The 19,179-nt window shown below is 44.5% G+C and carries 30 protein-coding genes; 29 read left to right on the forward strand and 1 reads right to left on the reverse strand.

The window, feature by feature from the left end:
- The first annotated feature begins 10 nt into the window (after positions 1-10).
- The 26 genes from rpsQ to DWZ38_RS10695 all read left to right on the forward strand — a co-directional run bounded on the left by rpsQ (position 11) and on the right by DWZ38_RS10695 (position 16,646).
- Positions 11-268 carry a 30S ribosomal protein S17 gene (gene rpsQ / locus DWZ38_RS10570; protein WP_117852536.1) on the forward strand — a complete coding sequence of 86 codons (258 nt, stop codon included), beginning with the start codon at positions 11-13 and terminating at the stop codon, positions 266-268.
- Between the two features lie 14 nt (positions 269-282).
- Positions 283-651, forward strand: coding sequence for a 50S ribosomal protein L14 (gene rplN, locus DWZ38_RS10575; protein ID WP_022067326.1), 369 nt, complete (start codon positions 283-285; stop codon positions 649-651).
- 11 nt (positions 652-662) lie between these two features.
- Positions 663-974: a 50S ribosomal protein L24 gene (rplX, locus tag DWZ38_RS10580; protein ID WP_117852538.1), complete on the forward strand. Its 312-nt coding sequence runs from the start codon at positions 663-665 to the stop codon at positions 972-974.
- 22 nt (positions 975-996) lie between these two features.
- A complete protein-coding gene (gene rplE, locus DWZ38_RS10585; RefSeq protein ID WP_117852540.1) occupies positions 997-1,536 on the forward strand; it encodes a 50S ribosomal protein L5 in 540 nt (179 codons plus the stop codon).
- A 73-nt stretch (positions 1,537-1,609) separates the two neighbouring features.
- On the forward strand, positions 1,610-1,795 hold the full coding sequence (locus DWZ38_RS10590; RefSeq protein WP_117852543.1) for a type Z 30S ribosomal protein S14: 186 nt from the start codon (positions 1,610-1,612) through the stop codon (positions 1,793-1,795).
- A gap of 77 nt (positions 1,796-1,872) precedes the next feature.
- Complete coding sequence (rpsH, locus tag DWZ38_RS10595; RefSeq protein ID WP_117852545.1) at positions 1,873-2,274, forward strand: 30S ribosomal protein S8; 402 nt, start codon at positions 1,873-1,875, stop codon at positions 2,272-2,274.
- 96 nt (positions 2,275-2,370) lie between these two features.
- Positions 2,371-2,910, forward strand: a complete 540-nt coding sequence (rplF, locus tag DWZ38_RS10600) for a 50S ribosomal protein L6 (protein ID WP_117852547.1) — start codon at positions 2,371-2,373, stop codon at positions 2,908-2,910.
- A gap of 17 nt (positions 2,911-2,927) precedes the next feature.
- Positions 2,928-3,296 (forward strand): 50S ribosomal protein L18, encoded by a 369-nt coding sequence (gene rplR / locus DWZ38_RS10605; RefSeq protein WP_117852550.1) that lies wholly within the window; start codon positions 2,928-2,930, stop codon positions 3,294-3,296.
- A gap of 18 nt (positions 3,297-3,314) precedes the next feature.
- Complete coding sequence (gene rpsE / locus DWZ38_RS10610; protein WP_117852552.1) at positions 3,315-3,824, forward strand: 30S ribosomal protein S5; 510 nt, start codon at positions 3,315-3,317, stop codon at positions 3,822-3,824.
- A gap of 14 nt (positions 3,825-3,838) precedes the next feature.
- Positions 3,839-4,021, forward strand: coding sequence for a 50S ribosomal protein L30 (gene rpmD, locus DWZ38_RS10615; protein WP_117852555.1), 183 nt, complete (start codon positions 3,839-3,841; stop codon positions 4,019-4,021).
- A 21-nt stretch (positions 4,022-4,042) separates the two neighbouring features.
- On the forward strand, positions 4,043-4,483 hold the full coding sequence (gene rplO, locus DWZ38_RS10620; RefSeq protein ID WP_117852557.1) for a 50S ribosomal protein L15: 441 nt from the start codon (positions 4,043-4,045) through the stop codon (positions 4,481-4,483).
- Between the two features lie 13 nt (positions 4,484-4,496).
- Complete coding sequence (gene secY, locus DWZ38_RS10625; RefSeq protein ID WP_117852559.1) at positions 4,497-5,813, forward strand: preprotein translocase subunit SecY; 1,317 nt, start codon at positions 4,497-4,499, stop codon at positions 5,811-5,813.
- A 69-nt stretch (positions 5,814-5,882) separates the two neighbouring features.
- The gene (locus DWZ38_RS10630; RefSeq protein ID WP_117852561.1) at positions 5,883-6,527 is read left to right on the forward strand and encodes an adenylate kinase; all 645 of its coding nucleotides are present in this window, start codon (positions 5,883-5,885) and stop codon (positions 6,525-6,527) included.
- Positions 6,528-6,545: 18 nt separating this feature from the next.
- A complete protein-coding gene (gene map, locus DWZ38_RS10635) occupies positions 6,546-7,304 on the forward strand; it encodes a type I methionyl aminopeptidase (protein WP_117852563.1) in 759 nt (252 codons plus the stop codon).
- Between the two features lie 79 nt (positions 7,305-7,383).
- Positions 7,384-7,602: a translation initiation factor IF-1 gene (gene infA / locus DWZ38_RS10640; protein ID WP_117852566.1), complete on the forward strand. Its 219-nt coding sequence runs from the start codon at positions 7,384-7,386 to the stop codon at positions 7,600-7,602.
- Positions 7,603-7,883: 281 nt separating this feature from the next.
- The gene (gene rpmJ / locus DWZ38_RS10645; protein ID WP_003022746.1) at positions 7,884-7,997 is read left to right on the forward strand and encodes a 50S ribosomal protein L36; all 114 of its coding nucleotides are present in this window, start codon (positions 7,884-7,886) and stop codon (positions 7,995-7,997) included.
- 300 nt (positions 7,998-8,297) lie between these two features.
- Complete coding sequence (gene rpsM / locus DWZ38_RS10650; RefSeq protein WP_117852568.1) at positions 8,298-8,666, forward strand: 30S ribosomal protein S13; 369 nt, start codon at positions 8,298-8,300, stop codon at positions 8,664-8,666.
- Positions 8,667-8,723: 57 nt separating this feature from the next.
- Positions 8,724-9,119: a 30S ribosomal protein S11 gene (gene rpsK / locus DWZ38_RS10655; protein ID WP_117852570.1), complete on the forward strand. Its 396-nt coding sequence runs from the start codon at positions 8,724-8,726 to the stop codon at positions 9,117-9,119.
- A gap of 22 nt (positions 9,120-9,141) precedes the next feature.
- Positions 9,142-9,735 carry a 30S ribosomal protein S4 gene (rpsD, locus tag DWZ38_RS10660; protein WP_117852573.1) on the forward strand — a complete coding sequence of 198 codons (594 nt, stop codon included), beginning with the start codon at positions 9,142-9,144 and terminating at the stop codon, positions 9,733-9,735.
- Between the two features lie 55 nt (positions 9,736-9,790).
- Positions 9,791-10,750: a DNA-directed RNA polymerase subunit alpha gene (locus tag DWZ38_RS10665; protein ID WP_117852575.1), complete on the forward strand. Its 960-nt coding sequence runs from the start codon at positions 9,791-9,793 to the stop codon at positions 10,748-10,750.
- A 126-nt stretch (positions 10,751-10,876) separates the two neighbouring features.
- Positions 10,877-11,413 carry a bL17 family ribosomal protein gene (locus DWZ38_RS10670; RefSeq protein WP_117852577.1) on the forward strand — a complete coding sequence of 179 codons (537 nt, stop codon included), beginning with the start codon at positions 10,877-10,879 and terminating at the stop codon, positions 11,411-11,413.
- An 80-nt stretch (positions 11,414-11,493) separates the two neighbouring features.
- Positions 11,494-12,351, forward strand: a complete 858-nt coding sequence (locus tag DWZ38_RS10675; RefSeq protein WP_243000234.1) for a phosphatidylinositol-specific phospholipase C/glycerophosphodiester phosphodiesterase family protein — start codon at positions 11,494-11,496, stop codon at positions 12,349-12,351.
- A 48-nt stretch (positions 12,352-12,399) separates the two neighbouring features.
- On the forward strand, positions 12,400-13,737 hold the full coding sequence (locus DWZ38_RS10680; RefSeq protein ID WP_117852581.1) for a MurT ligase domain-containing protein: 1,338 nt from the start codon (positions 12,400-12,402) through the stop codon (positions 13,735-13,737).
- Positions 13,734-14,459: a hypothetical protein gene (locus tag DWZ38_RS10685; RefSeq protein ID WP_021924657.1), complete on the forward strand. Its 726-nt coding sequence runs from the start codon at positions 13,734-13,736 to the stop codon at positions 14,457-14,459. The genes DWZ38_RS10680 and DWZ38_RS10685 overlap by 4 nt, the downstream gene beginning before the upstream one ends.
- Before the next feature lie 66 nt (positions 14,460-14,525).
- Complete coding sequence (locus DWZ38_RS10690; protein WP_117852583.1) at positions 14,526-15,158, forward strand: WYL domain-containing protein; 633 nt, start codon at positions 14,526-14,528, stop codon at positions 15,156-15,158.
- A gap of 15 nt (positions 15,159-15,173) precedes the next feature.
- The gene (locus DWZ38_RS10695) at positions 15,174-16,646 is read left to right on the forward strand and encodes a substrate-binding domain-containing protein (protein ID WP_117852585.1); all 1,473 of its coding nucleotides are present in this window, start codon (positions 15,174-15,176) and stop codon (positions 16,644-16,646) included.
- A 123-nt stretch (positions 16,647-16,769) separates the two neighbouring features.
- On the opposite strand, the gene DWZ38_RS10700 is transcribed toward DWZ38_RS10695, so the two are convergent.
- A complete protein-coding gene (locus DWZ38_RS10700) occupies positions 16,770-17,342 on the reverse strand; it encodes a xanthine phosphoribosyltransferase (protein ID WP_021924654.1) in 573 nt (190 codons plus the stop codon).
- Positions 17,343-17,505: 163 nt separating this feature from the next.
- Between DWZ38_RS10700 and DWZ38_RS10705 the strand changes: the two genes are divergently transcribed.
- The 3 genes from DWZ38_RS10705 to DWZ38_RS10715 all read left to right on the forward strand — a co-directional run bounded on the left by DWZ38_RS10705 (position 17,506) and on the right by DWZ38_RS10715 (position 19,166).
- A complete protein-coding gene (locus DWZ38_RS10705; RefSeq protein ID WP_021924653.1) occupies positions 17,506-17,733 on the forward strand; it encodes a hypothetical protein in 228 nt (75 codons plus the stop codon).
- A gap of 187 nt (positions 17,734-17,920) precedes the next feature.
- Positions 17,921-18,301, forward strand: a complete 381-nt coding sequence (locus DWZ38_RS10710) for a metal-sensing transcriptional repressor (RefSeq protein WP_021924652.1) — start codon at positions 17,921-17,923, stop codon at positions 18,299-18,301.
- Between the two features lie 34 nt (positions 18,302-18,335).
- Positions 18,336-19,166 (forward strand): Mrp/NBP35 family ATP-binding protein, encoded by an 831-nt coding sequence (locus DWZ38_RS10715; RefSeq protein WP_117852587.1) that lies wholly within the window; start codon positions 18,336-18,338, stop codon positions 19,164-19,166.
- Positions 19,167-19,179 lie beyond the last annotated feature (13 nt).

Raw genomic sequence — 19,179 nt, forward strand, 5'->3', positions numbered from 1 at the left:
GGAGGACATAATCGTGGAAAGAAATCTGAGAAAAACCCGCGTGGGTAAGGTTGTCAGCAATAAGATGGACAAGACCATCGTAGTTGCAATTGAAGACCATGTAAAACATCCTCTTTACAAGAAAATCGTGAAGAGAACATATAAATTAAAAGCTCATGATGAAAACAATGAGTGCAACATCGGTGATACCGTAAAGGTTATGGAGACCAGACCGCTGTCCAAGGACAAGAGATGGAGACTGGTTGAAGTTGTAGAGAGAGTTAAATAAGGAGGATAACCAGTATGATTCAGCAGGAAACAAGACTGAAAGTTGCCGACAACACTGGTGCAAAAGAAATCCTTTGTATCCGTGTTATGGGTGGCTCTACAAGAAGATATGCAAACATTGGCGATACAATCGTTGCTACTGTTAAAGATGCAACACCAGGCGGCGTTGTTAAAAAAGGTGACGTAGTAAAGGCTGTTGTAGTTAGATCCAAAAAAGGCGCTCGTCGTAAAGACGGATCCTATATCCGTTTCGATGAAAATGCTGCCGTAATCATTAAAGACGACTTAACTCCGAGAGGAACACGTATCTTTGGACCAGTTGCCAGAGAGCTTCGTGAGAAGAAATTCATGAAGATCGTTTCCTTAGCTCCGGAAGTATTATAGGAGGGTGCCTAATGTCAGCTATGAAGATTAAAAAAGGTGATACTGTTACAGTAATCGCTGGTAAAGATAAAGGCAAAGAAGGCAAAGTCCTTGCCGTTAACGTAAAAGACAATACCGTATTAGTAGAGAACGTTAATATGGTTACAAAACACACCAAACCATCCGCTGCAAACCAGAATGGTGGAATCGTTACAAAAGAAGCTCCGCTTCACATCTCCAACGTAATGCTTATGGCAGACGGAAAAGCTACAAGAGTCGGCTTTAAGATGGATGGAGACAAAAAAGTCCGCGTTGCTAAGGCAACAGGTAAGGTTATCGATTAATTGAGAGAGGAGGCAGACATAAGTGAGTAGATTAAAAGAACTTTACACTAATGAGATCATGGATGCCATGACCAAGAAATTCGGATATAAAAACGTTATGGAAGTGCCAAAACTCGACAAGATCGTAATTAACATGGGTGTTGGTGAGGCCAAAGAAAACGCTAAGCTTCTTGACGCTGCTATCGCAGATATGGAGCTGATCACAGGACAGAAAGCAATTGCTACAAAGGCAAAGAAATCTGTCGCTAACTTCAAAATCAGAGAGGGAATGCCGATCGGATGTAAAGTAACATTAAGAGGCGAGAAGATGTATGAGTTCGCTGATCGTCTGATCAACCTGGCACTTCCACGTGTACGTGACTTCCGCGGCGTTAATCCTAACGCTTTCGACGGAAGAGGAAACTATGCTCTTGGTATCAAAGAGCAGCTGATCTTCCCAGAAGTTGAGTACGATAAAGTTGACAAAGTAAGAGGTATGGACATTATCTTCGTTACAACAGCAAAAACTGATGAGGAAGCTCGTGAGTTACTGAAGCTGTTCAACATGCCTTTTGCGAAATAAGTAGAGGAACATTCCAAAGTTGACCGCCGGCTTCTTGCCGGGGTCAGCAGATCTGATATAGGAGGAACGATTCATGGCTAAGACAGCAATGAAAATCAAACAGCAGCGTCCAGCTAAGTTCTCCACAAGAGAGTACAGCCGCTGCAGAATTTGTGGACGTCCACATGCATACTTAAGAAAATACGGAATCTGCAGAATCTGCTTCCGTGAGTTAGCTTACAAAGGACAGATCCCGGGAGTTAAGAAAGCTTCCTGGTAAGCCGCTATTACAGGTAACACATAAATTTATTATATACACTATGACATGTAAAGTCTGAATATGAGGAGGAAACTAACATGACAATGAGCGATCCAATCGCAGATATGCTTACAAGAATCCGTAATGCAAACACTGCAAAACATGACACAGTAGATGTTCCGGCATCCAAAATGAAAATTGCAATTGCTAACATCCTTGTTGATGAGGGATACATTGCAAAATATGATTTAGTTGAAGATGGTGTTGCAAAAAACATCCATATCACACTGAAATATGGCGAAGACAAAAACGAGAAGATCATCACAGGTTTAAAGAGAATCTCTAAACCAGGTCTTCGTGTTTATGCTGGCAAGGATGAGCTTCCGAAGGTTCTTGGAGGACTTGGAATCGCAATCCTTTCCACTAATAAAGGTGTTATCACCGACAAAGAAGCTCGTAAACTTCAGGTAGGCGGCGAGGTTCTTGCATTTGTATGGTAAGCCTTTGGCCCCATATATTCAAGAAGTAGACGAAACACTGAAAACAGAGAGGTTCCAGTAACCTCTCCGATAATCTAAGTAAGGAGGACACATAGTATGTCACGTATCGGTAGACTTCCGGTTGCTATCCCGGCAGGAGTTGAAGTATCTGTTGCAGAAGGAAACGTAGTAACCGTAAAAGGACCAAAAGGAACACTTGAAAGAGCGCTTCCAACAGAAATGGAAATCAAAGTTGAAGATGGTCATGTAGTTGTTGCAAGACCAAACGACTTAAAGAAAATGAAAGCCCTTCACGGCTTAACCAGAAGCCTTATCCACAACATGGTTGTTGGTGTAAGCGAAGGTTATACAAAGACACTTGAAGTTAACGGTGTTGGTTACAGAGCAGCTAAGCAGGGTAAGAAGCTTACTTTAAACCTTGGATATTCTCACCCGGTAGAAATGGAAGATCCGGAAGGTATTGAGACCAAAGTTGACGGTAACAAGATTATCGTTTCCGGTATCAGCAAGGAAAAAGTTGGACAGTTTGCGGCTGAAATCAGAGATAAGAGAAGACCTGAGCCATATAAGGGCAAGGGAATCAAATATGAGACTGAGGTTATCAGACGTAAAGTTGGTAAGACTGGTAAGAAATAATTAAGGAGAGTGAGAAAATGGTTAATAAAGCATCTAGAGCGGAAATTCGCGAGAAAAAGCATAGAAGATTACGTCATCATTTAAATGGCACTGCAACAACTCCGCGTCTTGCAGTATTTCGTTCCAATAAACACATTTATGCACAGATTATCGATGACACCGTTGGAAAGACTTTAGTATCTGCTTCTACTCTTCAGAAAGACGTAAAAGCACAGCTTGAGAACACCGACGATGTTGCAGCAGCAGCATATCTTGGCACTGTAATCGGTAAGAAGGCAGTGGAAGCCGGCATCGAGGAAGTTGTTTTTGACAGAGGCGGATACATTTACCACGGTAAAGTAAAAGCACTGGCAGATGCAGCAAGAGAAGCTGGACTGAAATTCTAATAAGGAGGAGCGAAACACATGAAACGTAATCTTATTGATGCTAGTCAGTTAGAGTTAGAAGATAAAGTAGTATCAATCAAGCGTGTTACCAAGGTTGTTAAAGGTGGTCGTAACTTCCGTTTCACAGCTTTAGTTGTTGTAGGTGACGGCAATGGACACGTTGGTGCAGGACTTGGAAAGGCAGCCGAGATTCCGGAAGCAATCCGCAAAGGAAAAGAGGACGCTATTAAGAAATTAGTAACCGTAGCAAGAGATGAGAATGGTTCCATCACACATGACTTCGTAGGTTCTTACGGAAGCGCTTCCATGCTTCTTAAGAGAGCTCCGGAAGGTACTGGAGTTATCGCCGGCGGCCCGGCTCGTGCCGTTATCGAGTTAGCTGGTATCAAAAACATCCGTACAAAATGTATGGGATCCAGAAATAAGCAGAATGTTGTTCTTGCAACCATCGAAGGCTTAAGACAGTTAAAAACTCCGGAAGAAGTTGCAAAACTTCGTGGAAAATCTGTTGATGAGATTCTGGCTTAAGGAGGAATATTAAAATGGCAAATACATTAAAAGTTACTTTAGTAAAATCTCCGATTGGCGCAGTTCCGAAGCACAAACTTACTGTTAAGGCAATGGGTCTTACCAAAATGCACAAAACAGTTGAAATGCCAGACAATGCGGCAACAAGAGGAATGATTCAGCAGGTACAGCACCTGGTAAAAGTAGAAGAAGCATAATTACAAAAAGGAGGTGCCATAATGGAATTATCAAACTTAAGACCAGCAGAGGGTTCTAAGCACAGCGATAACTTCAGAAGAGGCCGTGGACATGGTTCAGGAAACGGCAAAACAGCCGGTAAAGGCCATAAAGGACAGTTAGCACGTTCCGGACACAAGAAACCGGGATTTGAAGGTGGACAGATGCCTTTATACAGACGTCTTCCTAAGAGAGGATTCACAAACAGAAACTCTAAAGAGATCATTGCTATCAATGTTGATGTTCTGAATCGTTTTGAGGACGGTGCAGAGGTAACAGTTGAGAGCTTACTCGCAAGCAGCGCTATTTCCAAAGCCGGCGACGGTGTTAAGATCCTTGGAAACGGCGAACTTACCAAGAAGCTTACAGTTAAGGTTAACGCTGTAAGTGAAACTGCAAAAGAGAAAATCGAAGCAGCAGGTGGTACAGTAGAGCTGATCTAATAGAGGTGATCAAATGTTTGAAACTCTCAAAAACGTTTTCAGAGTAAAAGAGATGAGACGTAAACTCCTCTATGTTATATGGATGATTCTTGTCATCCGTATTGGATCACAGCTTCCGGTTCCGGGAGTAGACAGCGATTTCTTTAAAGAGTGGTTTGCAAAAAACACCGGTGACGCATTTAACTTCTTTGATGCGTTCACCGGAGGCTCATTTACCCAGATGTCAATCTTTGCATTGAACATCACGCCATACATTACATCATCCATTATCATGCAGCTTCTTACCATTGCCATTCCGGCACTGGAAGAGATGCAGAGAGATGGAGAAGAGGGCAGAAAGAAAATTACTGCCATTACCCGTTATGTAACTGTTGGTCTTGCGTTGTTTGAGTCAGTAGCTATGGCAATCGGTTTCGGTCGCCAGGGCTTGATCCCGAATATGAATTTCTTCAAGGGCTTAACTGTAGTTGCTTGTCTCACAGCTGGTTCAGCCATGCTGATGTGGATTGGTGAGCGTATTACTGAGAAGGGTGTTGGAAATGGTATTTCCATCGTCCTGACTATTAATATTGTTTCCAGAATCCCAAGTGATTTATCTTTGCTTTATGAGAACTTCATCAAAGGTAAAACAATTGCGAAAGGACTGCTTGCAGGACTTATTATTCTTGCAATCATTGTTGTTATGGTCGTATTCGTACTGATCCTCAACGGTGCTGAGAGAAGAATTCCTGTTCAGTATTCCAGAAAGATGGTCGGCAGAAAACTGATGGGCGGTCAGACTACCAATATCCCGTTGAAGGTGAATACTGCTGGTGTTATCCCGGTTATCTTTGCTTCCTCAATTATGTCCTTCCCGGGCGTAATCGCACAGCTTGCAGGTAAAGCAAACGGAACTGGAATCGGCAGTGAGATCATCCGAGGATTATCATCCAATAACTGGTGTAATCCAAATCAGCTTCAGTATAGCTGGGGACTGCTTCTGTATATTGTATTATGCGTATTCTTCGCATATTTCTATACTTCCATCACATTCAACCCGTTGGAAGTAGCAGACAATATCAAAAAGCAGGGTGGTTTTATTCCTGGTATCCGTCCAGGAAAACCTACGTCAGACTATTTGACTAAAATCTTAAATTATATTATATTTATAGGTGCAGTAGGCCTGATTATCGTTGCGGTTATTCCGTTCTTCTTCAATGGAGTATTCGGAGCAAACGTATCCTTCGGCGGTACTTCCATCATCATTATTGTTGGAGTTATCCTGGAGACTGTGAAGCAGATCGAGTCACAGATGCTTGTCCGCAATTATAAAGGTTTCCTGAACAACTAAAAGAATAAAGGTTGTGGTGCTTATGCGTCACAGCCTTAATTCGTAGTATGAGAAAGTGGAGGGCTTTTTATGAGAATTATCATGTTAGGTGCACCAGGTGCAGGCAAAGGAACCCAGGCAAAGAAAATCGCTGAGAAATACAGCATTCCGCACATTTCCACAGGCGATATTTTCCGTGCCAATATCAAGAATGGCACAGAACTTGGAAAGAAAGCAAAAACTTATATGGATCAGGGTCTGCTTGTACCGGATGAACTTACCTGCGACCTTGTTGTGGACAGAATCCAGCAGCCGGATGCCAAGAACGGCTATGTACTGGATGGTTTCCCGAGAACCATTCCGCAGGCAGAGTGCCTTACCGATGCCTTAAGCAAGCTGGGAAGCAAGATCGACTATGCAATCGACGTTGATGTTCCGGATGAGAACATTGTAAAGCGTATGGGCGGAAGACGCGCATGCGTAAAATGCGGCGCAACCTATCACGTTGTATTCGCAGCTCCGAAGACAGAGGGCGTTTGCGATACATGCGGCGAAGAGCTTGTACTGCGTGATGATGACAAGCCGGAGACTGTACAGAAGCGTCTGAACGTATATCATGAGCAGACTCAGCCGCTTATCGATTACTATACCGGACAGGGCGTACTCAAAACTGTAGACGGTACCAAGAACCTGGATGAGGTATTTGGTGATATTGTTAAGATCCTTGGCGAATAGAATAGAGGATAAGAAGTAATGTCAGTTTCAATAAAAACAGCACAAGAAATTGAACTTATGAGGGAGTCTGGACATCTTCTGGAAAAGGTCCATGACGGACTGATCCCTTATATCAAACCGGGAATGAGCACCAAGGAGATCGACCGTATCGGTGAAGATATGATCCGCTCCATGGGATGCATTCCGAACTTTCTGAATTATGGAGGCTTTCCTGGCTCCTTCTGCATCAGCCTGAATGATGAAGTGGTCCACGGAATTCCTTCGGAGGACAAAATTATCCAGGATGGTGATCTGGTAAAGATCGATGCAGGTCTGATCTACAAAGGATATCATTCTGATGCGGCCCGTACTTATGCAGTCGGAGAAGTTTCCAAAGAAGCCAAGCAGCTTATGGACGTAACCAAGCAGTGCTTCTTTGAAGGAATAAAATTCGCGAAAGCAGGAAATCATCTCAATGATATTTCCAAGGCAATCGGCGCGTATGCGGCAAAATACCGTTATGGTATTGTACGAGATCTGGTAGGACATGGGATTGGTACCCATCTCCACGAGGATCCGCAGATTCCCAACTTCCCTCAGAAACGCAGGGGAGTGAAATTACTTCCAGGCATGACGCTTGCCATTGAGCCTATGATCAATATGGGCAGGGCAGATGTATGCTGGCTGGATGACGAATGGACAGTGGTGACCATGGATGGTTCCCTTTCCGCACATTATGAGAACACCATACTGATTACAGATGGCGAACCGGAGATTCTGACACTCACAAAGTTCTGATGCTTCAGGCACCAGACTTGAATCAGGGAAAGGATTCTGACCCTGACATCATTATATAAGGCGATACAGGAGGTATAAAATGTCAAAAGTAGATGTACTTGAAGTAGAAGGCACTGTTTTAGAGAAGCTGCCAAACGCAATGTTTAAAGTGGAACTTGAGAACAAGCATGTTGTACTTGCACACATCAGTGGCAAGCTGCGCATGAACTTTATCCGTATTCTTCCGGGAGACAAAGTAACAATGGAGCTTTCCCCATATGATCTTTCCAAGGGAAGAATCATCTGGAGAGATAAATAATCATTATTCGCTTATTCTTCTATAATAGAAAATGATTTTATAAAACGAAGCTCCTGCCTCTGTGAATCCCAGATTCCCGGATGTAGGAGTTTTTCTATTCGTTTCTCATCTTATGGGAGCGGATTTCCAAAAAGATGAAAAAAATTTGCAAATAAATAAAAAAACTGCTTGCATTTTGTAGACCATAATGCTACAATACAATGCGGACGCGCCTGTACCTATGTATAGCTGCGCCTAAACTGCAGATTTTAATGCTATATTTTACGGAAGGAGGATTTCCAGTGAAAGTAAGATCATCTGTAAAACCGATCTGCGAGAAATGCAAGGTCATTAAGAGAAAAGGTTCTATCAGAATTATCTGTGAGAATCCAAAACACAAACAGCGTCAGGGTTGATGAATCCGATTAGTTTGTGAATGCGGCTGTAGATGGAACACCCGGACGGGTTGTAACATCTGACAAATAATGAACTAAGCATGTATTGCCTAATACCGGAGGCAACGTTGGCCCGTTGGCCGCAAATTTCGGAAAGGCTGCGAATCGCCAAAAGCAGCTGGGTGTTTTACCGAGGCACCCCAATTAGGAACTAAAAAAGAAGAAAGAGTGCGTTAAGATGCACCCCATTTCACCTTGTATCTGATACAAGTGGTGTACAGGACGCAGGACTTTCAGTAAAGAAAATGGAGGAAACAGTACATGGCTCGTATAGCTGGTGTAGACTTACCAAGAGAGAAAAGAATTGAAATCGGTCTTACCTATATTTATGGTATCGGAAGACCAAGTGCAGACAAAATCCTTGCTCAGGCAAATGTAAATCCTGACACACGTGTCAGAGACCTGACTGATGATGAAGTTAAGAGACTTCAGGCTGTCATTGATGAGACAATGATGGTAGAAGGTGATCTTCGTAGAGAAATCGCCCTGAACATTAAGAGACTGCAGGAAATCGGATGCTACAGAGGAATCCGTCATCGTAAAGGACTTCCGGTTCGTGGTCAGAAGACTAAGACTAATGCAAGAACTCGCAAAGGTCCGAAGAGAACAGTAGCAAATAAGAAGAAATAATTCAGTATCCTAACTATAAATTTTAATTGATTAAGGAAAGCGTAGGTTAGTTTTAAAATGGCAAAAACAACTAAGAAAGCGACTACAAAACGTCGTGTCAAGAAAAACGTTGAACACGGACAGGCACATATCCAGTCTTCTTTTAACAACACAATTGTTACTCTGACTGACAACGAAGGAAATGCTCTTTCATGGGCAAGTGCCGGCGGTCTGGGATTTAGAGGTTCAAGGAAATCTACCCCTTATGCAGCACAGATGGCAGCTGAGACTGCAACAAAGGCTGCTTTAATTCATGGATTAAAAACAGTAGACGTAATGGTTAAAGGACCAGGATCAGGTCGTGAGGCTGCTATCCGTGCCCTTCAGGCATGCGGTCTTGAAGTAACAAGTATCCGTGACGTAACTCCGGTTCCGCACAACGGATGCCGTCCACCAAAACGTAGAAGAGTCTAATTGAATTAGGAGGTAAGCCAAGATGGCAGTAGATAGAACACCGGTCCTGAAAAGATGCAGATCCCTTGGAATGGATCCAATTTATTTAGGAATTGATAAAAAATCCACAAGACAGTTAAAACGTGCAAACCGTAAAGTATCTGAGTACGGTCTTCAGTTAAAAGAAAAACAGAAAGCTAAATTCATTTATGGCGTTCTGGAGAAACCTTTCCGTAACTACTACAAGAAAGCAGACAGAATGAAAGGTCAGACTGGTGAGAACCTGATGATCATGCTTGAGTCCAGACTTGACAATGTTCTTTTCCGTATGGGATTCGCAAGAACAAGAAAAGAAGCTCGTCAGATCGTTGACCACAAGCATGTTCTTGTAAACGGAAAATGCGTAAACATTCCTTCTTATCTTGTAAAAGCTGGTGACAGCATCGAGATCAAAGAGAAATGCAAAGGTTCTGAGAGATACAAAGGAATCCTGGAAGTAACAGGCGGAAGACTTGTTCCGAACTGGCTTGAGGCTGATCAGGAGAACCTTAAGGGCGTTGTTAAAGAGCTTCCTACAAGAGAAGAAATCGACGTTCCTGTAAATGAGATGCTTATCGTCGAGTTGTACTCCAAATAATGAGCCCTAATAATACCCTCAACATGTTGAATACCCAGAAGGAGGGAAACTTATAGTGTTTGATTTTAATAAACCAAAAATCGAAATTACCGAGATATCTGAAGATAAAAAATTTGGAAGATTCGTTGTAGAGCCTCTTGAGAGAGGTTACGGTACGACACTTGGCAATTCTCTTAGAAGAATTATGCTGTCCTCCCTGCCGGGAGCAGCAGTAAGCCAGGTTAAGATTGGCGGTGTCCTTCACGAATTCAGCTCAATCCCGGGCGTGAAAGAAGACGTGACAGAGATCGTCATGAATCTGAAGAGTCTTGCAATCAAGAATAACAGTGCTGACAATGAGCCGAAGACCGCATACATCGAGTGTGAGGGCAAAGGTGTTGTAACAGCTGCTGATATTCAGGCTGACCAGGATATCGAGATCATGAATCCGGATCAGGTAATCGCTACCTTAAACGGTGGTAAGGATTGCAGACTTGCAATGGAACTTACCATTACAAAAGGCCGCGGATATGTGAGTGCGGATAAGGGCAAATCTGATGACATGCCGATCGGCGTGATTGCAGTTGATGCGATCTACAGCCCGGTTGACAGAGTCAACATGGTCGTGCAGAATACACGTGTAGGACAGGTGACTGACTTTGATAAGCTGACACTTGATGTATACACAAACGGCACGCTGGATCCTGATGAGGCAGTAAGCCTTGCTGCTAAGGTATTAAGCGAGCATTTAAGCCTTTTCATTGACCTTTCCGAGAATGCGAAGACCGCTGAGGTTATGATCGAGAAAGAAGACAATGAGAAAGAAAAAGTTCTTGAAATGAGCATTGATGAACTTGAGCTCTCCGTACGTTCTTATAACTGTCTGAAGAGAGCTGGTATCAATACAGTTGAAGAGCTTTGCAACAAGACTTCCGACGACATGATGAAAGTACGTAACCTTGGACGTAAGTCTTTAGAGGAAGTACTTGCCAAGTTGAAAGAGCTGGGCTTACAGCTTCAGCCAACAGAGGAGTAAGAACCGCTGCATCGCAGTGATTGCAAAGACACTTCGTAAGCATATTACAGTGGGGATTTGCTAAGCAGCAGTCCAGTAAGACCGAACAAGCGTGGACTGCTGTCCCACAGATGGAGGAAAATTAAAATGGCAAAATATAGAAAATTAAGCAGAACAGCTGACCAGAGAAAAGCTCTGTTAAGAAACCAGGTAACAAACCTGTTATACAACGGCAAGATTGTTACAACAGAAGCGAAAGCAAAAGAGATCCGCAAAATCGCTGAGGGTCTTGTTGCTATGGCAGTTCGCGAGAAAGACAACTTTGAGACTGTTACTGTAACAGCTAAGGTTGCAAGAAAAGACGCTGAAGGCAAGAGAGTGAAAGAAGTTGTAGACGGAAAGAAGAAAACCGTATATGACGAAGTTGAGAAGCAGATCACAAAAGACGCTCCTTCCAGACTTCACGCTCGTCGTCAGATGATGAAAGTGTTCTACCCGGTTAAAGAAGTTCCGGCTAAGGGCGCTGGCAAGAAGAAAAACACTAAAGAAGTAGATATGGTTAAGAAAATGTTCGAGGAGATCGCACCAAAATACGCTAACCGTAACGGTGGATACACCAGAATCGTTAAGATTGGACAGCGTAAAGGTGATGGCGCTATGGAAGTGCTCATCGAGCTGGTTTAATCCGAAACTGAATTACTGATCATATTAAAAGAGATATTTACGTTTCGTAGATATCTCTTTTTTTCTATATGGAGGCATTCGTGAAAAGAATTATACTGTTGATCGAAATCCTTCTGGCAGCCTGCCTCTTTACAGGTTCTGTCCCATATGGGAATGCCAAAGAAGAAATTGCTGTGAATACGCCGGAATTTAACTGGGAAAATTACAATATCATAACCCACGCGCTGGGTGGCCTTGATGGCTACACTTATTTAAATTCCCGGGAAAGCTTTATCAACCATTACGACAAGGGCTGCCGCTTTTTTGAGGTGGATTTATCCCAGACCAGCGATGGAGTATGGGTATGCCGCCATAACTGGAAGGAACCTATGGGACAGTGGGAAGGGGACAAAAAGAAAGTACTTTCCGCAGAAGAATTTCTGAACACACCCATTTACGGGAAATATACGCCAATGTCCTTCGAAGACCTTCTGAAGCTCCTGGACGAATATCCGGATGCATTTGTGACCATAGATTCCAAACAGTATTCTGTGCGCAATTATCAGCGGACCCTGGAGGACTATGCACAGTACCGGGAAATTGCAATTAATGCAGGGCTGGAGCACACGCTGGGGCAGATCATCCCGGAGCTTTACAATTCTGCCATGTATTCCGGCACAACGCTTGTGTACAAGTTCCCGGCCTATCTCTATTCTCTGTGGCAGGAGTATTCCATAGAGGAGCTGAACGACATTGCTGATTTTTGTCAGGCTAACCAAATTCAGGCTGTCAGCCTGTACTGCGAGTATTGGTCTGAAGATGTGCAGAAAATTTTTGACGAACGGGACATTTTGGTATATATTTATACCATAAATGATGAAGAGAAAGCCAGAGAGTATGTGAAAGCAGGGGCAAAGGGCGTTTGCACAGATACCCTGATCTCAGAAAATCTGGAATAGCATTACTATTACAACGAACACAACACTTGAAAAAGGATTAGAATACACATGAATATAAGAACAATGGCAGCCGTATGTGCGGCGAAATCTGCAGGCTTTATCTGCAGGAAAATGGGACGCCAGGGTGTTACCTGGGCAGGCAAGATCGCACTGAAGATCAATCCCCATATTTTGGAAGACCTTTCCTCCCAGATCCGGGGCAAAATCTTCGTAACCTGCGGAACCAATGGAAAAACAACAACCAACAATATGCTTTGTGCGGCGTTGGAAAGGGAAGGCCAGAAGGTAGTGTGCAATCATACCGGCTCCAATATGCTGAACGGCGTTGTAGCGGCTTTTGTGCTTGCTGCCGGACCTACAGGCAGGCTGGATGCAGATTACGCCTGCATCGAGGTTGACGAGGCTTCCACAAGGCATGTATTCCCAGGCCTGAAGCCGGACTACATGCTTCTTACAAACCTGTTCCGTGATCAGCTGGATCGTTACGGGGAAATCGATATTACCATGAATATTCTGGAAGAGATGATCCGCACAGTGCCAAAGATGCAGGTCATCGTCAATGTTGATGATGCACTTTCCGCGTACCTTGCCATGGACAGCGGCAATCCGTACATTACCTATGGAATCAGCAAACCGGTCCAGAAAAGTGCCGCAAACGAGATCCGTGAGGGACGTTTCTGCAAGAAGTGCGGAGCCAAGCTGGAATACAGCTTTTACCATTACAGCCAGTTAGGGGATTATAAATGCCCGTCCTGCGGTTTTGCAAGACCGGCGATCCAGTATGATGCCCATGATGTAAAGGTAGGCGACCAGCTTTCCTTCCAGGTGGAGGACAAGCACCTTACAGCCAATTACAAGGGCTTTTACAATGTATACAATATTCTGGCTGCCTATGCAGGACTTCGCACTGCTGGTTTTTCCGGGGAGCATTTCCAGGATATGTTAAATGGGTTTAATCCGGAGAACGGCCGTATGGAGCAGTTCCGCATTAAGGGCACAGGGGTTATGCTGAACCTTGCCAAGAACCCGGCAGGCTTTAACCAGAATATTTCCGCAGTGATGCAGGATAAATCACCCAAGGATATTATTATTACCATTAACGACAATGCCCAGGACGGCACCGATATTTCCTGGCTCTGGGATGTGGACTTTGACCTTCTGGGAGATGAGAGCATCCATTCCATTACAGTCAGCGGAATCCGCTGCCAGGATATGCGCCTGCGTATGAAATATGTGGACATTCCGGTGCAGCTGGAGGCAGATGTGGAGACAGCCATCCGCAAGCGTATTGCAGACGGCGTGGGCAACCTATACGTGCTGGTAAACTACACTGCACTGTTTGGTACTCACAATATACTGAAGAAAATGGAGGGAGAAAAGGAATGAAGCTGACGATCGGACATTTATATCCGGATCTCCTGAACCTGTACGGAGACAGAGGAAACATTCAGTGCCTGATGAGACGCTGCCAGTGGCGCGGAATCGAGGCAGAGACAATTGCATTTGAGTTAGGCGACAAAATTGATTTTTCCAGACTGGACATTGTGCTTCTGGGCGGAGGCTCCGACAGGGAGCAGATGCTGGTCTGCGAGAAGCTCAAAGAGATCCAGCCGGATTTCAAGAAATATGTGGAAGACGGCGGCGTAGTTATCGCCATCTGCGGCGGCTATCAGCTTCTCGGCAAATACTACAAGACCGAACAGGGAACCATCACAGGCCTTGATCTGGTGGATCTTTATACCGAGCAGGGCGAGGGACGCCTGATCAGCAACATCGTGCTGAAAAGCGACCTTTTTGACATGCCCATCGTAGGCTTTGAGAACCACGGCGGAAGGACCTGCATCAACAACTGCAAGCCCCTTGGAAAAGTTCTGTACGGCTCCGGAAACGACGGCCAGACAGGCTATGAGGGCGTAGTTTATAAGAACGTGATCGGAACCTATCTTCACGGCCCGCTGCTTCCCAAGAACCCGCAGCTGGCAGACTGGCTGATCGCTCACGCGCTTGAGAAAAAGTATGGCAAAGCAGTGGAGCTTGCACCTCTTGATGACACAGAAGAGAAGGCTGCAAACGACTACGTATACCACAGATTTGTAAAAGAAAGCTGATTTTTCAGAAACATTCAGAAAAAGCAGACAGAAATATACACACAGATAAGAAATAAGGGGAACGATATGGCAAAATCAACGAATCAGAAAGCGAAAATCCTTTATCTTGAAAAAATTCTTCAGGGAACCGATGAGACCCATCCCTGCACCATGCAGGAAATCCTGGGCAGACTCCAGGAATATGGGATAAGTGCAGAAAGAAAAAGTATTTATGATGACATGGAAGTGCTTAGAAGCTTTGGCATGGACATTAAGTTCAAAAGAGGAAAGTCCACAGGTTATTATGTAACCGGACAAAAAGCAGCGACAGAAGCGCTGGCAGATGGTGTACGGGAAGAGCGCTCCCAGACTGCGGCAGTAGAAATTCCAGAAGCCGCAGATGCGGCAGAGATGCCTCCGGTACAGAAGAACTCCAGACCGGACTGGCTTCTCCCATTTTCCGATTCGGAGGATGACAAGCCGGTGAAGCTTCTTTACAGCAGCAAAAGAAAAGATGAGATCACAGAGGCTCTTGGAAACCGTGCCCAGTATAAAGAGAAGGAATCCGGTACTTTTACTGCAGCATTTTATGCAGAGGAGACTCCGCAGTTTTTCGGCTGGCTGGCAGGTCTGGGACGTGATGCGGTGATTGTGAAGCCCAAAAAGGCTGTGCAGGCATACCGGGATTATCTGAAGGGTATTTTGAAAGAATATAAATAACAGAAAGGACTTTTTATGAAAAGGCAAATCGCAGGAATTCTTACCGGACTTCTTGTTTGCAGTGCGTTCCTTGCCGGCTGCGGCAAAAATGAGGCCACCCAGGCAGTAAAGGAGAGCGTGGAAACAGAAAAAGAAGGAAACGGAGAATCTACAGAAGCAGAAGGAAAAGACCAGGACAAAAAATCCGATGCAGAAGAAACGGATGGCAGCACAGAGGAAAGCAGTGGAGAAGATCAGGCACCGGAAGTAGTTCTGGACAAGATTGGAATTTTGCTGCCAGAAGAGAGAAGTGATATGAACGGCAGTCTGGAGCGTGCAGAGCTGAAATCCCGTCTTGAGGAGAATGGTTATGACGCAGCCCTTTATTTCGCCAAAGAGGATGCAGATACCCAGATCAGCCAGATTCGGGAGCTGTTGCAGGATGAGAATCTGAAGGCACTTGTGATCTCACCTGTGGATCCCTATTCTTTATCTGATGTGCTTCAGGAGGCGTCTGATCAGTCTATTCCGGTCATTGATTATGATGATCTGATCATGGATACGGATAAGATCAAATATTATGTGACCTTTAATACCCGTGCCATTGGAAATGAGATTGGCAAAAACATTGTGAAGCAGGCAGAGCTGGATAAAGTCCGGGAGGACAGAGGCTGCCGCACCATCGAGTTTCTGATGGGCTCCCTGGATGACGATGCTTCCCTGTTTTTGTTTAACGGAATCATGGAGGTTTTGGGAGAATATGTGGAGGATGGCACATTGGTGTGCCGTTCCGGAAGAACTACCTTTGACCAGAATGGAATTGCGGATGAAAATACAGCTGATGCCATGACACAGCTGAATTCTGTGATCAGTGAATTCTATTCTCTGGAAAAGACACCGGATATTATCTGTACTGCTTCCGATGTTTTCGCCCTGGCTGCAATGGACATTCTGGAAAATGAGGAGATTTATCCGGGAGATGAGAACTGGCCTCTGATCACAGGGCTAAATGCAGATGCAGACGCCGTGAAAAGCGTTGCAGAGGGCAAAATGGGATTTACTGTGATGATGGACAGAAGAGACCTTGCAGAGGCGTGTGCGACCCTTGTGGACACTTATCTGAAGGGCGATGACGTGGAAGTCAGCAATTACTCCCAGTATGACAACGGGGTGAAGATCATCGGCACTGTGACCTGTGACGGAAAACTGATCGACAAGGACAATTACCAGATTCTTGTGGACAATGGATTCTATCTGGCGGAGATGATTGCGCCGGAAGCTTCTCCTACACAGATCCCGGAAGCTTCGCCTACGCTGACACCGGAAGTTTCACCTGCACCGGAGGAAGTAAGCCCTACTCCTGCAGCAGAAGTAACGGGGGTTCCAGAAGCAAGTCCTGCGCCAGATAATAAGAAGACTACAGATGGGAAAAACGCGGCTCCTGCTTCAGGGGATGGTCCTGAGATTACAACCGAAGAAGTTCCGTCTGTGAAAGAAGAACATTTATAATAAAAATATCCTGTACAAATCACAACGCATTTGGTGACGAAGTGATTTGACAGGATATTTTTTCGTAATAGGAAATTCCGTTGGAATCTCCCATTACAGAAAGAGAGGTTTTTCCTAAAGATTTTATTCCCGGAAAGTCAGGGAATCATCTGTCATGGAATCGATGATGGCAAGAGATTCCAGACGAACGCCCATATCACGAATCTGCTGTCCGCCCTGCTGGAAACCTTTCTCGATTACAATTCCTGCTCCCTCAAGAGTGGCGCCTGACTTCTTCACAATATCGATCAGACCAAGAAGTGCACAGCCGTTGGCAAGAAAATCATCAATCAGAAGTACATGATCCTCAGGTCCAAGGAATTTCTTGGAAAGAATAACATCATATACCTTCTTATGAGTGAAGGACTCAATCTTGGTACAGTACATTTCACCGTCCAGATTCACACTCTGGGACTTCTTGGCGAATACTACCGGAACATGGAAATACTGGGCTGCAATACAGGCAATGCCGATACCGGAAGCCTCGATAGTAAGAATTTTGGTAATGGGACAATCTGAAAAACGTGCTTTAAATTCTTTTCCGATTTCATTAATCAGATCAATGTCCATCTGGTGATTGAGAAAGCTGTCTACTTTCAGGATATTACCTGGCTTCACAACGCCATCTTTCAGAATTCGATCTTTTAAAAGCTGCATGGCTCAATTCTCCTTTTCGATTTGCTTCGACTGATTTTAATATTTCTATGATACGACATTATTAGAAGAAGTGCAATTATTTTTGACAAAAAAATACAAAATATCTATAATGGATGTAACCAATGCTGTTGAGAGTATTTGCTGAATGATTAGGAGAATAGGAATGAAAGAATATGAAGTAATCTGGGAGATTTTTAACAAGTGTCCAAGGAATCAGATGCGGGATGTATTTGTGGACGAAATAGAAATTGAAGACCCGGAAGAATATGTGAAGAATAAATTCAAAGGAAAGGAAGTATCCTACGAAAAGACGGTTCTTGCAGACGGAACCATTGTGTTTGACATTCTCACCTCACAGATTAAGCAGAGGTGTTCCTTTACGGAAATCTAGAGCGTGCCAAAAAATCATTCCCGTAATTTTGGATAAGCTTTGGTGGGAATTTTCCCGGGTATATTTTACAGGAAATAGTGCATAATCTGCCAAACTATGTTATAATAATTGGACGTGCTTCAAAGGAAAAAAGCCGGACACAGGGCTGCATCGGCAGCGGAATGCCTGGCAGTTAAAGGAGGATGACATGATCGAGGAAAATACCCCAAACCATTCCCATGAAGATGGGGAAGCGCATATTCACACCCATGTTCTGGATGATGGGACCACAGTCACCCATTCCCATGGAGAACACGGACATCATCACAGTCATGCACAGACCAAGGCTGTACTGAACCGCCTTTCCCGGGCAATCGGGCATCTGGAATCCATCAAGCGCATGGTGGAGGACGGCCGGGACTGCAGCGAGGTTCTGATCCAGCTTTCCGCAGTGAAATCTGCCATCAATAATACAGGCAAGATCATTCTGCAGGATCATATTGAGCACTGTATCGTAGATGCAGTGGAGCATGGAGACAAGGATGCCATCAAGGAACTGGAACGTGCAATTGACAGATTTATGAAGTGATCTATGAATATAATGAAAAAGGAGATATAGAGAAATGGCAAAAGAATGTGACAGCAAGACTTGCGACAAATCAAGCTGTGAAGGCTGTGCCAGCAAGAAAAATCCGCAGAGCATGCAGGCGGAAATGAACCCAATGTCAGATGTAAAGCATGTGATCGGCATTGTAAGCGGTAAGGGCGGCGTCGGCAAATCCTTCGTGACCGCTTCCCTGGCCAACAGAATGGCAAAGAAAGGCTACAAGGTAGGAATCCTTGACGCAGACATCACTGGTCCGTCCATCCCGAAAATGTACGGCCTGAAAGGTGCTGCCCAGGCAAACGACAGCGGCATTTTCCCAATGGAAACTAAGAATGGAATCAAGGTCATGTCCATCAACCTGCTTCTTCCAACTGAGGACACTCCTGTAATCTGGCGTGGACCGATTCTTGGAAACATGGTAAAACAGTTCTGGACAGATGTTATCTGGGGCGATGTAGACTACCTCTTTGTAGATATGCCGCCAGGAACAGGCGATGTTCCGCTGACTGTATTCCAGTCCCTTCCGATTGAGGGAATCGTGATTGTAACCTCTCCTCAGGATCTGGTAAGCATGATCGTGAAGAAGGCATACAATATGGCTGGAATGATGAATGTGCCGGTTTTAGGACTTGTGGAGAACTACAGCTATGTGAAATGTCCGGATTGCGGTAAGGAACTGAAGGTATTTGGTGAGAGCCACATTGATGAGATTGCAGCATCCTTAAATGTTCCGGTACTTGGCAAGATGCCAATTGACCCGGCCTATGCAGCCAAGGTAGATGAAGGCGCATTCGATGAGATTGATAACCCGTACATCGAGGCCGCAGAGGCTGTTATGCCTCAGTAAAGAAATGCGAAAG

Origin of the sequence: Ruminococcus sp. AF31-8BH (genome assembly GCF_003460605.1) — a bacterium.
In the GTDB taxonomy this organism is placed as follows: domain Bacteria; phylum Bacillota; class Clostridia; order Lachnospirales; family Lachnospiraceae; genus Blautia_A; species Blautia_A acetigignens.

What these genes read in the sequence shown, in the direction of transcription:
- DWZ38_RS10590 (WP_117852543.1), top strand. Translation starts at nt 1,610, where the DNA reads ATGGCTAAGACAGCAATGAAAATCAAACAGCAGCGTCCAGCTAAGTTC.
- infA (WP_117852566.1), top strand. Translation starts at nt 7,384, where the DNA reads ATGTCAAAAGTAGATGTACTTGAAGTAGAAGGCACTGTTTTAGAGAAG.
- rplF (WP_117852547.1), top strand. Translation starts at nt 2,371, where the DNA reads ATGTCACGTATCGGTAGACTTCCGGTTGCTATCCCGGCAGGAGTTGAA.
- DWZ38_RS10705 (WP_021924653.1), top strand. Translation starts at nt 17,506, where the DNA reads ATGAAAGAATATGAAGTAATCTGGGAGATTTTTAACAAGTGTCCAAGG.
- rpsK (WP_117852570.1), top strand. Translation starts at nt 8,724, where the DNA reads ATGGCAAAAACAACTAAGAAAGCGACTACAAAACGTCGTGTCAAGAAA.
- DWZ38_RS10630 (WP_117852561.1), top strand. Translation starts at nt 5,883, where the DNA reads ATGAGAATTATCATGTTAGGTGCACCAGGTGCAGGCAAAGGAACCCAG.
- DWZ38_RS10695 (WP_117852585.1), top strand. Translation starts at nt 15,174, where the DNA reads ATGAAAAGGCAAATCGCAGGAATTCTTACCGGACTTCTTGTTTGCAGT.
- DWZ38_RS10715 (WP_117852587.1), top strand. Translation starts at nt 18,336, where the DNA reads ATGGCAAAAGAATGTGACAGCAAGACTTGCGACAAATCAAGCTGTGAA.
- DWZ38_RS10670 (WP_117852577.1), top strand. Translation starts at nt 10,877, where the DNA reads ATGGCAAAATATAGAAAATTAAGCAGAACAGCTGACCAGAGAAAAGCT.
- DWZ38_RS10700 (WP_021924654.1), bottom strand. Translation starts at nt 17,342, where the DNA reads ATGCAGCTTTTAAAAGATCGAATTCTGAAAGATGGCGTTGTGAAGCCA.
- rplR (WP_117852550.1), top strand. Translation starts at nt 2,928, where the DNA reads ATGGTTAATAAAGCATCTAGAGCGGAAATTCGCGAGAAAAAGCATAGA.
- rpmD (WP_117852555.1), top strand. Translation starts at nt 3,839, where the DNA reads ATGGCAAATACATTAAAAGTTACTTTAGTAAAATCTCCGATTGGCGCA.
- DWZ38_RS10685 (WP_021924657.1), top strand. Translation starts at nt 13,734, where the DNA reads ATGAAGCTGACGATCGGACATTTATATCCGGATCTCCTGAACCTGTAC.
- rpsD (WP_117852573.1), top strand. Translation starts at nt 9,142, where the DNA reads ATGGCAGTAGATAGAACACCGGTCCTGAAAAGATGCAGATCCCTTGGA.
- rplO (WP_117852557.1), top strand. Translation starts at nt 4,043, where the DNA reads ATGGAATTATCAAACTTAAGACCAGCAGAGGGTTCTAAGCACAGCGAT.
- secY (WP_117852559.1), top strand. Translation starts at nt 4,497, where the DNA reads ATGTTTGAAACTCTCAAAAACGTTTTCAGAGTAAAAGAGATGAGACGT.
- DWZ38_RS10690 (WP_117852583.1), top strand. Translation starts at nt 14,526, where the DNA reads ATGGCAAAATCAACGAATCAGAAAGCGAAAATCCTTTATCTTGAAAAA.
- DWZ38_RS10680 (WP_117852581.1), top strand. Translation starts at nt 12,400, where the DNA reads ATGAATATAAGAACAATGGCAGCCGTATGTGCGGCGAAATCTGCAGGC.
- rpsH (WP_117852545.1), top strand. Translation starts at nt 1,873, where the DNA reads ATGACAATGAGCGATCCAATCGCAGATATGCTTACAAGAATCCGTAAT.
- map (WP_117852563.1), top strand. Translation starts at nt 6,546, where the DNA reads ATGTCAGTTTCAATAAAAACAGCACAAGAAATTGAACTTATGAGGGAG.
- rplX (WP_117852538.1), top strand. Translation starts at nt 663, where the DNA reads ATGTCAGCTATGAAGATTAAAAAAGGTGATACTGTTACAGTAATCGCT.
- rpsM (WP_117852568.1), top strand. Translation starts at nt 8,298, where the DNA reads ATGGCTCGTATAGCTGGTGTAGACTTACCAAGAGAGAAAAGAATTGAA.
- DWZ38_RS10710 (WP_021924652.1), top strand. Translation starts at nt 17,921, where the DNA reads ATGATCGAGGAAAATACCCCAAACCATTCCCATGAAGATGGGGAAGCG.
- rplN (WP_022067326.1), top strand. Translation starts at nt 283, where the DNA reads ATGATTCAGCAGGAAACAAGACTGAAAGTTGCCGACAACACTGGTGCA.
- rpsE (WP_117852552.1), top strand. Translation starts at nt 3,315, where the DNA reads ATGAAACGTAATCTTATTGATGCTAGTCAGTTAGAGTTAGAAGATAAA.